Source organism: Psychrobacter sp. Cmf 22.2 (assembly GCF_001921745.1).
Classification (GTDB): domain Bacteria; phylum Pseudomonadota; class Gammaproteobacteria; order Pseudomonadales; family Moraxellaceae; genus Psychrobacter.
Genome location: NZ_MRYA01000002.1, coordinates 492265 through 505284, shown reverse-complemented (window position 1 = coordinate 505284; position 13020 = coordinate 492265). Strand labels below are relative to the sequence as shown.

The window sequence follows — 13020 nt, the reverse complement described above, 5'->3', positions numbered from 1 at the left end:
TCTTTCCATATCAGACTAACAACCAGACTAAAAGGCACTCGCAAAATGACAACTGACATGACGACAAGCCATTCAGCACCAGCAGACAACCACCTATTACCTGCAAAAATTATAAATATTATTTATGAACATAGTACGCAGTCGACACCGCTGTGTGCTTATATTTATGATTTAGACGCTTTAGCAGAGCGGATAAAAACCATGAAGCATTGCTTGCCTGCTAACACGCAGCTATTTTATGCCATCAAAGCCAACGCAGAGCCTGAAATACTATCCACCTTGGCAGAGCATGTCGATGGGTTTGAGGCCGCTTCAGCAGGCGAGCTCAACTGGCTACAGACCCACCAGCCGAACCATCCTATTATTTTTGGTGGACCGGGTAAGCTGACCTCAGATCTGCAGCAAGCCATACAACAGCAAATCGATACCATTCATGTAGAGAGTCTGGTCGAGCTGACTCGCATCCAAACCTTGAGTCAGTCCTTACAGCTTCCCGTCCGTATATTTTTGCGAATGAATATTGATATTGGTGACATCGGCAGCAGTAAGCTGGTCATGGGCGGTAAGCCTACCCCTTTTGGGCTGGATGAAACTCACCTCAAGCAAGCGCTATCTATCATTGACTCAAGTCCATTTATTGAGTTTCGTGGGTTTCATTTTCACTTGATGTCGCATCAATTATCAGTCGAGCGTCACCTGTTGTTAATGCAGCGCTATATAGAGATGGTCAAGAAGTGGCAGCAGGATTATCCATCGCTGCCCTCACAACTGACCATCAACGTGGGCGGCGGCATTGGTATTCACTATGATCAGCAGCCGCAGCATTTTGAGTGGCAAGTATTTTGTCAGCAGCTTGCCAGTATCTTAACGAAAAACCCGCAGTTTATGGTGAGGTTTGAGATTGGACGGTTTATCACGGCGCCCTGTGGTTATTATGTAATGGAAGTATTGGATATCAAAAAAAATCTTGGCGAGACATTTGTGATTGGTCATGGCGGCACCCATCATTTTAGAACGCCCGCCGCCCAGCAGCACAACCATCCTTTTTGTATCGTGCCGTACCGCACCAGTCACGCAATAAAAGCCGAACCGCAAGAAAATCTGATAACGCAAGCCGCCATCACGGGCACCAAGGCAACCCTTGTCGGTCAGCTTTGTACACCCAAAGACATACTGGCAAGGGACCAGTGGATTGACGCGCTGCATATCGGCGACTACTTAGTTTTTACCCTAGCAGGGGCTTACGCTTGGAATATATCTCACCAAAACTTCTTAATGCACGAGCCACCCAAAATGATTTTTTTGTAAGACATTAATGATGTTTTAATCTGCATGGCGCTGTAAAGGTGTCGTGCAACAGGAAGAAAGCGGTGCCCTAAAAGATGATGAGATTGGCATTGATAACTATAACTGGCTCCAAAAAAAGTGGTTACATGACAGTATGATGCGTAATTGGGATGAATCTGCATAAAATCATCCAACCATGGTAATACTAAGTTTCGACCCAAATCTGAAGAAGCTGATAAGCGAATTGTGCCTGTCAAATCAGCATCATTGTCATGCAAACCTGCATAAGCATTGTCCAAAATATCGACAGCATCTCGGCAGTGTTTTAAGTATTGCTCATCTTTACCGGTTAGACGCAACCTGCGAGTTGAGCAAATAAATAACACAGTATCAATCTCAGCTTCTAGTCGTTTCACTGCGGCACTAACCACGGCAGATGATAAATCTAAATGCCGAGCACAAGCCGACAAACTGCCCAAACGAGCCGTTTCAATAAAAATACGTAAATCCTGCAAATTTTTCATCGTATCGCCTTGGTCAAATACAACTATCACTTGAGCAAGCATAGGTAGAAGTATAGCTAAAAAGCAGAATTTCATCCCTTTAAAACCCTATACCTTCAAAAAAATATTGAAAGTGTTTTCTGTTGTAGCTACTGGTGATAGCGAATGGACTTTATTACTATGATAGCGGCGCAGTAAGCTTTGGCGGGACAAAAGGGGTTAAGTGAACAAGATGCCTATGCGCAAAGCAAATTGGCGTTAACCATGTGGAGCATGGCTTTGGTTGAGCAAGTAGCTGCTCATAATATCAACGTGATTGCCGTCAACCCTGGCTCATTACTCAATACCCGTATGGCAAACGAAGCTTATGGACAACACTGGTCATCTGCTGATAAAGGGGCTGGTATTTTGGTAGCCTTAGCGGTGGCCAATGAGTTTGCGAATGAGACTGATCAGTATTTTGATAATGATATCAAAGGCGAGTATGGCGATGAACGAGGCGAGTTTGGCAAACCACATAGCGATGCGTTAAACAAAGCCGCCATCGCACAGCTTATACAACACACCCAGGACATATTAACAGTCTAGCTAGTTTTGCATCAGCATTTTATTAAGCGCAGCACCCAATTTTCGGTAGGTGACCGTGTGTATTACGCAGGGGATTTGACTCGCTCAGGTAGTAATTCTGAGTACCAACTGGTCGATGAGCGTATCGTCGGGCACATGCCTAAATCGCTATCATTTCTCGAAGCTGCTGCCTTACCTTTAACGACCATCACCGCATGGGAGATAAAGCATCAGCCTACATTCAACCACTTTTTTATGTTATACACTCGTGCTTGAGTCAGTTTGCATGGTAAATTCCTTTAACATTGTAGATAGTCCGTTTTAAGTGTTCGATTTTAAGCAACTTGCTCCAAATGGTCCGAAAAACCACTCTACCTTATTTTATAAAATAAAAACTGTCAAAAATCTTACAATTATAAACATCAATCATTTAAACCAAGATTTATGGTTCACCCAACTACCTGATAACGTGAACAATCTTGGCTAGCTCAAACTAATCACTAACTTAACTCATCTACCACTGCCAACATCGCCATCAACGATGCTTCACCTAATTTGATAGAACGCTCTGGTGACCAGCCCATGTCTGCATCAGGTAGGTTATTGTTATCTTTAAAAGGCATCTCCAAAGTATTGGCAAGGCAATCAAAGCGCTCAGCTACCCAATTAGTTGCAACCGTCATATTCGCTTTACCTGGCGCATCAATATCATAGCCATATTCGGACTGAAAGTCGGCACTGGCCATTTTCAACACGTCTGAAAATCTATCACGCAGACGTGCTAGGCGGTCGTTATAACTTGGTGTCCCTTGAGAGCCGGCAAGAAACACATAAGGCAATGCTTCATCGCCGTGCACATCATAAAATAGATCAACGCCGGTCGTCTCCATTTTATTAATGACATGAAACACTTCAGGGCTTTTCTCTAAGCTTGGATCTGACCATTCACGATTCAAATTGGTACCAGCAGCGTTAGTACGCAGATGTCCGCGCACACTCCCATCTGGGTTCATATTAGGTACAATGTAGAAGTTTGCTTTTTCTAATAACATCTTAGCAGTAGCATTGTCTTCATCCAATAAGCTGTATAGTAGACCTTCAACCAACCACTCTGCCATCGTCTCACCGGGGTGCTGACGCGCAGTGATCCAAATATTGCGTTTATTTACCTCACTACTGCTATCGCCATTACCGATTTTTACTAAGGTTAAGTCACGCTTATCAAGCGTTTCGCCTAAATGCTCTAGTGTCACTAATGAATGCGTTTGTACAGCGGCCAGTAAATCTTGATGGCGCTCATAGCTATAAGGGGCAAAATACGCAATTTGAATGGTGTCACATTCTAAATCTGCCACTATAGTTAATTTGCCGTCTTTATAAGTGGTAGGCAGACGGAACCAATACTCCCGATCGTAGGAAGCAACTGCTTGGTAATTCTCCCACCCTGCAACGTATGACGCCTCCCCTGCATTGACAACATTAAGAACATATTGCTCGCCAATCTCACCTGATAGACGAAAGTTAAACCATTGGAAAAACTCGTCACCAACATCTGGACGAATAGCCAATTGGATATCTTTTTTATTTTCCATGTTAATAATGTCGATATTACCTGCATCAAAATTGGCAGTGATATGCATAACCTCTCCTTAATGAGATTTTAAGAGTCTTAAAGTTAATTTTAAATATAGAAGTGTTTTATCAACCGTAAAATATAATAAAGCCTTTCAAACCCTATATTTTATAACCTAAAAAGTTTAATCACCAATTTTATCTAGGTGATGACTGTATATTGATTAATACTTGAAGTCATATGACGATAGTAAAATAGCCTATAAGTTGTTATATTATGAGAATGATTATCATTAATTATATAATAGATCGTCCATTAAATTTACAGATTTTATGAAATGGAGATTACTAATGAAACGCGCCCCTCAATTACAGCCATTATCACGCCAGCATCATCTTGGTTTACACATAGGACGTCATGCTAAAGAGTGTGCCGACAATCCGCAAGCAATTACTGCACATTGGCAAGCGCTGTCCTCTTATATTGATGATATGCACGCTCATTTTAGTATCGAGGACAATTTAATCACAAAGGCATTACTACCTCATCAAGCTAATCAACCTGAGGTTGCTTCTGTACTTAATACAATGAAAGAACAGCATAGACTGTTGAACAATATGAAGACGGAAATCCAAACTACTCAAACTTGTGAAGAGACTATAATCACTGTTGGACAAGTCAAACAACTTGGTAACTTATTGTATGATCATTTACGTTTCGAAGAGCGAGAGCTCTTTCCTATTGTCGAAAAATATTTAACGCAGCACGAGCTTGACGCTATCTACGCCGCCAGCCCGGACGACATCAAACATTTAGACGAAAAGCGTTAATTCAGCAAATAAAGAGCATGCCAGCAATAGTATTCATTTTGATACCAGCGATTTAGCCTTTATAGATCTAGCAACCCTATGATTTGAGCTAGCCTGAAGAGAGATGACAAGAATTGTCCGCCAACGCATGTAGTATCCCGCATGATTCAGCTGGTGCTTCTTTGGCACATTTTTGCCGCAAATCCAACAGATGCTGCTTTAATTGCACCAACTCTTTCATACGTGTCTCTACCGCATTGATATGCTCATCTAATAGTATATTTACCTCTCCGCAGTTTTTATCAGGCGTATCCCAATACTGCAGCAAAACTCGTACTTCCTCCAAAGTCATATCGAGCGTACGGCAATGTAGGATAAATTGCAGACGTTCAATATGCTCCTCACGGTACAAACGATAATTCCCTTGACTGCGCGTAGGCTCTGGTAATAAATTTTCTTTTTCGTAATAGCGAATGGTTTCTACCGTTGCCCCTGTACGTTTGGCCAGCTCGCCAATTTTGATAAGCACGTTTGTCTCCTTAAATAGCTATAGTCATCAATAGTGATTCTAAAATTTAGACCATAAAGTAACTATAAGGTTCAGTAAGCGAAAAATCAAACAAACTGGTTAATCAAGGCCTTGACCCTAAAGCCACTATAGGGTTCATAATACCTTTAATAAGAGGATAAAATATTATGCAATATCATATTGAAGGTATGGACTGTGCCAGTTGCGTGGGCAAGATTGAAACAGCATTAACCCGTATGCCTGGTGTCTCTGACGTTCAGCTAAACTTTGCCACCCAAAAGCTTGCGCTAACCTTAGCGCCTAATGCGGCAACCAAAGACAAAGATATCGAAAAAAACATCAAGCGTCTTGGGTTTGGTGTGTCAGAGCTCACTGACCAACAAAATGAGGCAGACATCAATGAGCATCAAACAACAGTAAATAATCAGCGCTGGTGGCAAACGTTAAAGGGCAAACAAGTCATTGGTATTGGCCTGTTAATGAGCGCAGCTTACGTCTTATCATTGGTTTTTCCCGCCTACGGCATATGGGTCTTTATTGCCGTTGTCGTTATTGGCATCATACCATTTGCTCGCAAAGCGCTTGCATTAACGCTGACAGGCTCGCCTTTTTCAATTGAAATGCTGATGTCCGTCGCGGCTATTGGCGCCCTTATCATCGGTGAAGCTGAAGAAGCGGCTGCGGTGGTCTTTTTGTTCTCTGTTGGTGAGCTATTAGAGAGCGTAGCGGCCGATCATGCTCGCGCTGGTATTAGAGCGTTATCGGCGCTTGTGCCAAAGACTGCCATTTTATTAGATGCACAGGGTCAACAACGTCAGGTACCAGCAGCTTCACTACAGGTAAATAATAAGGTGCTGGTGCGTCCTGGAGATAGAGTCTCTGCCGATGGCGTCATTATTCAAGGGACGTCCAGCCTTGATGAATCGCCTGTGACTGGGGAATCCGTTCCTGTTGCTAAGACCATAGACGATGATGTCTTTGCTGGCTCGATTAACGTCGATGGCGTACTACACATACGCGTGAAGAAAACAGCAGCTGATAATACGATTGCACGTATCATCGAGCTTGTAGAGCAGGCGCAAGCATCTAAAGCCCCGACCGCACGCTTTATTGAGACCTTTAGCCGCTACTATACGCCTATCGTAATGGCACTTGCTGCGCTGGTTATTGTCATTCCGCCGCTATTTATGGGCGCAGAATGGATGACATGGCTATATCGTGGTCTAGCACTATTACTCATTGCCTGCCCTTGCGCGTTGGTACTCTCGACACCAGCCGCTATCGCCTCAGGGTTGGCAGTCGGCGCACGTCACGGACTGCTTATCAAAGGCGGTAATGTCATGGAGTTGATTGGCCAAGTCAGTACCGTCGCTTTTGATAAGACAGGTACGCTAACCGAAGGTAAGCCACAGGTAACCGATATTGTCGGCTTTACCTCAGCGTATACGGACGCTAAAGGTCAAGACAAGTTATTGGCACTGTTTGCAAGCGTAGATTCGGCTTCTAATCATCCACTTGCTAAAGCTATCGTAGATCATGCCAAAGCCGTTAAGGCAACTATCCTTGACGCCACTGATACTACTGCTACTGCGGGTAAAGCCGTACATGCTACGGTCACTGGGCGCTCTTTGAGCATTGGCTCCCCAGTCTACATAGCAGAGAAAACTACGTTGCCGATGACGCAGCAAACGCAAATCGAGACCCTACAAAATGAGGGAAAAACGGTTTCGATTTTGTTTGATGAGCAACACGGAGAGGCGCTTGGATTGATCGCGCTGCGTGATGAGCTGCGAGAGGATGCGAAGCAAGCTGTGGCAATGCTGAACACAATGAACGTGCGCTCTGTCATGCTCACAGGTGACAATAGACGTACAGCAAAAGCGCTTGCCAGTCAGTTAAATATAGAGTGGAAGGCTGAACTGTTACCTGAAGACAAGCTACGTCTGCTAAGCGAGATGAAAGACAACAATCAAATAGCAATGATTGGTGACGGTATTAATGATGCACCAGCGCTAGCAACGGCAGATGTCGGTATTGCTATGGGTAGTGGTACAGATGTGGCTATCGAAACGGCTGATATTGCGCTGTTAAAAAGCCGCGTGATGGACGTTGCCAATCTTATTGCGCTATCGCGTGCCACGATGACCAATATTCATCAAAATGTGATGTTTGCGCTCGGACTAAAAGGCATATTCTTGATTACTACTGTGTTTGGGATTACAGGACTTTGGATTGCGGTACTGGCTGACGCTGGCGCGACGGTTCTGGTCACGCTCAATGCTTTGCGTTTACTGCGTTTTAAGGAGGTAAGGTCGTAAGTATTGACTGTAAAAACACTCAAACGTCGTTTATAAAAGTTCTAAGCAGGAGGCAGTCCTTGATACGCTTTATTTAATAAATCTTTTAATTCCTCATAGTCATAATCACGAGGATTATAATAAGGACTATCACAAATAATTTGTGCCACCTCAGATGGACCCTCTTCGGGTAAGCCAATGTCTTTTAATGCCAACGGAATCTCTAAAGATTGATTTAAATGGTAGATTGCTAAACCAACCTCTTCACGGCTATTAACACCTAACGCCTCTGCCAATCGATCCATAGCGTCAATATCAGCATTGCGGTTGTAATGCACCGAATACGCAAGCGTAATGGCGTGTGCTTGAGCATGTGGAAGATTGTATGTGCCACCCAAAGTATGACAAATCTTATGATGAATGGCCATGCCAACTGACCCTAGACAAACTCCAGCAAGCCAAGCGCCATAGGTTGCTTTCTGGCGTGCTGAAATATCGCTCAAATCTTTTACAATCATAGGCAAAGCAAACTTCAATGCTTTGATAGACTCAATCGCCATGAGACTGACGATTGGATTTTTATCCTCAGCATATAGTGCCTCTACCGCATGTGCCATAGCGTTCATACCTGAGCAAGCCGAGATTTGCGCAGGCAAGGTTAGATTTAGCTCTGGATCATAAATCACTACTTTGGGTAGGATATGAATGTCCTTACCAGTGGTTTTTAGATTGTTTTTAGTGATGCCATAAATAGCCGTCATCTCGCTACCTGCATAGGTAGTAGGTATAGCGACTATCGGCAAATGCGTCTTTAAGGCAATGGCTTTGGCAAGCCCAACCGTAGAGCCACCGCCTAAAGCAAGACAACAATCAATGTTGTTAGATTGGACAAACTCTACCGCCTTATTCGCGACCTCTACCGGAACATGCATGACAGCGTGCGGATACACGCTTGCTGAGATCTCTTGTAGTTGCTGCGATAACTTCTGACCCGCTTGTTTTTGGCCCGGTGTCGTTATTATTAAAACGTTACGATAACCATGCTGTATTAGAATATCTTTGGCTTCAGCTGATTTGCCGTTCCCAAAATGAACGTCGAGCGGTAGAGCTTGGTAATGAAAGTCTTTCATAATATCATCCTGTTTTGCAAAGCAGGTCTCGCTGGAAACAAGTCTCACTGAAAATACGCTGGAATATCGTTAGCATGGAGAAGCATCAACTCGCTTAATTCCAATGTCGTATCAAAACCTCTCACACTTTGTAAGTATGTTTGAGGTATTTAAGAATAGTAATTAGTTTAAAGCGACGTCTAAAGAGAAATATCAAACGCTACAATCTCTTCGATAAACTTTGCTTCAAGAAGGGATAAAGGCCGATGTTCATGCCAAAAAATATACACTGGAACATCGGCAATCCCCTTCTTAGGTGGCAGACGTCTAAGCTTAGACTCTAAGTGAGTAGCCGCAATAAATTGATCAGGTAAAGCACCAATACCATACCCTGTATAAATCAGACGAACTGCCTCGTCTAGATTATTAGTATAGGCGCTAACACGGCCTGTGAGATCGTGACTTTCTTTAAACACAGTAATTGGTGAGAGAACATCGCCAATATCTTCACTATTAAAAGCAATGAAGTCTTCTTTTAATAAACTATCAAAGCTCAATTCTTTTTCTAAAAATAAAGGATGATGGTAGCCACAGTATAGATAATAACGTTGATTGAATAGTAGTTCTTTATTGAGGTTTTCAGGAATACGTCTAGCCAAACAAATACCAATGGCAGGCGTTTTTTGGTTTAAGTTATTTAATATATCCATACTAGATTTGACCGTTAAATCTAGCGTAATATTGGGATACTTTTTTTTAAAATACACTAAAAACTGATTATATTTAGGATTGTGTATGCGACTGACTACCAATAGTTTGACCACACCTTCTAAAAGATGAGAATTACTGCCCCTCATTGCCTCAATAGAGGTAATTTCTGTGAACATCATCTGGGCGACTTGAAGGCAATAACGACCAATAGGTGTCAACTCTAGAGGCTTTGTATTGCGGATAACAAGCTGGCTTTCGAGCTGTTCTTCAAGTTTTTTGAGATTTTGACTAACAGCTGACTGGGTAATGTTTAATCGATCGGCAGCAGCACTAATACTTCCCTCTTCATATATGATAATCAATACATGAAGTAGCGCCCAATTTAAACTATCTGCTAATTTTTTCTGCATCATGACCTTTTGCAGCCTATATCAGTAATCATATGAGTTAAAAGCTGGCTATCTAGATATAGATAGTCAGCTTTTAATTATAACGTCCAAATCATAATACAATATAAGCTGCTGGATAGTGAAAGTAATCCTAGTATCTTCTAAAAAACTCCTGTGTCTTTGCTGGAATATCCTACATTAAACTTAGGGCGTAAGATCCTCAGGGTCAGTAAGCACATGCAGTAACACTGTTTTTTTGTCTTTTAAGACTGCTCGCATTGCTTCATCTACACTGGACTTAATATTCTTATTATTATCGATTCGTATACCATGCGCACCAAAGGCATTTGCTAATGCTGCAAAGTCAGGGTTTTGTAGCTGCGTCCCCGATACTCTATCAGGGTAATGTGCTTCTTGATGCTGGCGAATGGTGCCAAACTGCTGATTGTCCATGAGAATAATTAAAACAGGTGCGTTATATCGTATGGAGGTTGATAGCTCTGCTTCATTCATCATGAATTCACCATCTCCAGTTACTACGACTGACAGACGCTCTGGCGTCTCTAACGCCGCGACAATACCTGCCGGCAGGCTATAACCCATCGCACCGTTTCTGGTACTAAGCTGACTTGGAAAGGTATGAGTGGGTAGATAACGCTGAGCCCATATACAATGATTGCCCGCGCCAAAACTATACACAGCATTTCTTGGTAAGCGCTTGGTAAGCTCTCGAATAACTTCTGTCATACTGGCATAAGACGAAGCAGTACCATCTTGCTCAGCCTGCACTTTCGGAAACGCGCAGTCTTTTCTTTGCTGCTCATGACAATAGTTAAACCAGTCTTTACGAGAATCTGAGCCTCCTATTTCTAACTTACTAATAGCTTTAGAGAAACTAATGGGGCTAGCGACAATATGTTCAGTCACTGCACCACTATGACCGCGTAAGCTGGTATCTAAATTGACAATATAATTGGGCTTATCAAAAGACTGACGCAATCGATACCCATCACTTGCAACGTCACCCAACACCGTCCCTATCGTAAGCAGTACATCGGCGTTTTCAATTAATGCTGCACAGTCGTCAGAACGTCCATAACCCAGGTAGCCTGCATGAGCCGGAGAATCAAAGGTAACTCGATCTGAGGCGCGCCAATCATGTATCACTGGAATATAATTGTCTTCTGCAAACGTTGTTAGTTGCTTGGTAGCGTCATCAGACCAATTCTGACCGCCAGCAAAAATCAATGGCTGCACAGATTTTGCCAAAGCATCTTTGATAATATCAAGCTTGTCAGCACTGATACAGCCCTCAGCCACTGGTATCACCGGATGCATTTGACCATGGAACTCTTGCTGAATAATATCTTCAGGTAATCCTACGACAACAGGACCAGGGCGTCCTTCTAATGCCGCATGAAAAGCCTTCGCTACAATTTCAGACGCCCTTGATACTTCGTCTAATATAAAGACCCGCTTACATTGGCTAGAGAACCATTGATTAGGATCAAATTCTTGAAATGACTCACGTTGCCTATCCGCTACTGGTACTAAACCGATAAATAATATGAGTGGCACCCCATCTTGCCACGCCGTATGGATGCCAGTATAGGCTTGCGCCGCTCCTGGTCCGCGTGTCACCATAGCAATGCCTGGCTGACCAGTAAACTTACCATGGGCGTCTGCCATATAAGTACAGGCAGCCTCATGACGACATACCACTGTCTGGATATCAGCATTATATAAACCATCCAATACCGAAAGATAACTCTCCCCTGGAACGACATAAGCACGATTTACTCCGTGCAATTGCAGGCTATCTACGATCGCTTGACCACCATGATTTGTATTTTTCATTCTTATTTCCTTAACTTCTATTTTCTTAATTTTTACTCTTTACTGCACATAAGCATACTGTTAACTAAATGTATTTGTTCAGCTAAAAAATCCTAATAAATTAGCGATGAACAACAGAGCAATCCCAGTTAAGAATATTAATCCCAAAATTGCCCATACATTCATGAGCGTGGATAATTTTTTGTGATCTTTAATCAATACATAGTTCAGACCACCAACAATAGGCGCTGCAATAAAAGCGGCAATCATAGCGAATTTGAGCATTGAGCCAAGTTGACCAGTAAAGAAAAGGATGATTATAAGTCCGCCAAATATGGCATAGCTCGTCCAAAAGAATATTTGTCCATTGGTAATCTCTTTATTACCTTTAAAAAGTCGCAAACATTCAGAATTTGCACGCGCGGTACCATCTGCGCTGGTAAGCGTTGTCCCGAACATGCACATGAATGCCACAAAAGCGACAAGGAATCTGGACCATTCACCGATAGTGGCGGTATACATATTGATCAATTGACCTACATAATCACTGCCTGCTGTTTGAATCTCTTGGCCAGAACCGTATTGAACAAACACTCCCAATCCCAAGAATACCAAGGCTAAAATTGTAGAGACAGAGTACCCCACGTTAAAATCAGTCAAGCCTTGGCGATATGTGGTATTTTCAGCTTTGATTTTTGCTGATATCCACATCGAGTTGATGGCTGAAAACTCCATGGGAGCAGGCATCCATCCCATTAGCGCTACAAGAAAGCCTAAAGTCGCTAAACTCCAAGGTGACGTTGCTACAAAATCTGCTGTCATCACTGTAGGCTTACCCGCAGCGATAATAACAGCAATAAGGGAGCCAAATGTCAGAGCAATAATAATCCACTTATTCACACTATCAAGCAGTTTATAATGTCCTGCAACCAAAAACACCCAGGAGATAACCATCACAATAATAGATAGTGTAATGGTCGACAGCCCGAGGCTGGCAGGGAGCATAAATCCTAAAATAGCGGCACAAAGCAAGGCAACAGCACCTGTCCCTACTACCGATGCAAACATTGATAAGAATAGATAAATACCCAGATAAATTTTTGATTTTTTATAGTAACCTGCGATCAAAGACTCACCAGTGCCATAAACATAATCAGTACCAAAACGAAAAAACGGATACTTCAATAGATTGGTTATGATTATCAGACCTGCCAATTGCCAACCATAAGTTGCTCCAGCTTGAGTAGAGGATATTAAGTGTGAGCCGCCAATAGCTGCCGATGCTAATAAGATACCAGGGCCGAGCGTCCGCCAGCTAAAGCTTTTCTCTACATCACTATTATCTAGAGTAGAAGTTAATTGTTTAGACATAGAAACCTCACATTGATAATAGAGCATTGAACCTGACTA

11 protein-coding genes and 1 pseudogene are annotated in these 13020 nt (G+C 42.7%); 5 read left to right on the top strand and 7 right to left on the bottom strand.

The genetic code is table 11. The features are described from left to right. Positions 1-45 precede the first annotated feature (45 nt). Positions 46-1308 (top strand): type III PLP-dependent enzyme, encoded by a 1263-nt coding sequence (locus BTV98_RS06305; RefSeq protein WP_075103186.1) that lies wholly within the window; start codon positions 46-48, stop codon positions 1306-1308. On the opposite strand, the gene BTV98_RS06300 is transcribed toward BTV98_RS06305, so the two are convergent. Next, a complete protein-coding gene (locus BTV98_RS06300) occupies positions 1260-1811 on the bottom strand; it encodes a LysR family transcriptional regulator (RefSeq protein WP_083606136.1) in 552 nt (183 codons plus the stop codon). The two genes, BTV98_RS06305 and BTV98_RS06300, sit on opposite strands and share 49 nt — an antisense overlap. Before the next feature lie 180 nt (positions 1812-1991). Between BTV98_RS06300 and BTV98_RS06295 the strand changes: the two genes are divergently transcribed. Both BTV98_RS06295 and BTV98_RS13530 read left to right on the top strand, forming a co-directional pair. Continuing rightward, positions 1992-2378 carry an SDR family NAD(P)-dependent oxidoreductase gene (locus BTV98_RS06295; protein ID WP_075103184.1) on the top strand — a complete coding sequence of 129 codons (387 nt, stop codon included), beginning with the start codon at positions 1992-1994 and terminating at the stop codon, positions 2376-2378. Between the two features lie 27 nt (positions 2379-2405). After that, positions 2406-2579: pseudogene (locus BTV98_RS13530) on the top strand (zinc-binding alcohol dehydrogenase family protein); the annotation flags it as partial. A 278-nt stretch (positions 2580-2857) separates the two neighbouring features. Here BTV98_RS13530 and BTV98_RS06285 read toward each other — a convergent pair. Beyond that, positions 2858-3997 carry a M14-type cytosolic carboxypeptidase gene (locus BTV98_RS06285; protein ID WP_075103182.1) on the bottom strand — a complete coding sequence of 380 codons (1140 nt, stop codon included), beginning with the start codon at positions 3995-3997 and terminating at the stop codon, positions 2858-2860. Between the two features lie 283 nt (positions 3998-4280). On the opposite strand from BTV98_RS06285, the gene BTV98_RS06280 reads away from it, so the two are divergent. Then, positions 4281-4760, top strand: a complete 480-nt coding sequence (locus tag BTV98_RS06280) for a hemerythrin domain-containing protein (protein ID WP_058368735.1) — start codon at positions 4281-4283, stop codon at positions 4758-4760. Positions 4761-4848: 88 nt separating this feature from the next. Here the strand turns inward: BTV98_RS06280 and cadR are convergent, their stop codons facing one another. Further along, positions 4849-5262: a Cd(II)/Pb(II)-responsive transcriptional regulator gene (gene cadR, locus BTV98_RS06275; protein WP_178379365.1), complete on the bottom strand. Its 414-nt coding sequence runs from the start codon at positions 5260-5262 to the stop codon at positions 4849-4851. A gap of 173 nt (positions 5263-5435) precedes the next feature. Here cadR and BTV98_RS06270 point away from each other — a divergent pair, with 173 nt between their 5' ends. Next, the gene (locus tag BTV98_RS06270; RefSeq protein WP_075103180.1) at positions 5436-7586 is read left to right on the top strand and encodes a heavy metal translocating P-type ATPase; all 2151 of its coding nucleotides are present in this window, start codon (positions 5436-5438) and stop codon (positions 7584-7586) included. Between the two features lie 41 nt (positions 7587-7627). Here BTV98_RS06270 and BTV98_RS06265 read toward each other — a convergent pair whose 3' ends face one another. From BTV98_RS06265 to BTV98_RS06250, 4 genes are all read right to left on the bottom strand, one after another. Next, positions 7628-8695 (bottom strand): maleylacetate reductase, encoded by a 1068-nt coding sequence (locus BTV98_RS06265; protein WP_075103179.1) that lies wholly within the window; start codon positions 8693-8695, stop codon positions 7628-7630. A 179-nt stretch (positions 8696-8874) separates the two neighbouring features. Further along, entirely contained in the window at positions 8875-9798 is a 924-nt protein-coding gene (locus BTV98_RS06260) for a LysR family transcriptional regulator (RefSeq protein ID WP_083606117.1), read from the bottom strand. A 180-nt stretch (positions 9799-9978) separates the two neighbouring features. After that, positions 9979-11631, bottom strand: a complete 1653-nt coding sequence (locus BTV98_RS06255) for a thiamine pyrophosphate-dependent enzyme (protein WP_075103178.1) — start codon at positions 11629-11631, stop codon at positions 9979-9981. A gap of 78 nt (positions 11632-11709) precedes the next feature. Beyond that, the gene (locus tag BTV98_RS06250) at positions 11710-12981 is read right to left on the bottom strand and encodes an NRAMP family divalent metal transporter (protein ID WP_058369843.1); all 1272 of its coding nucleotides are present in this window, start codon (positions 12979-12981) and stop codon (positions 11710-11712) included. Positions 12982-13020: the final 39 nt, after the last annotated feature.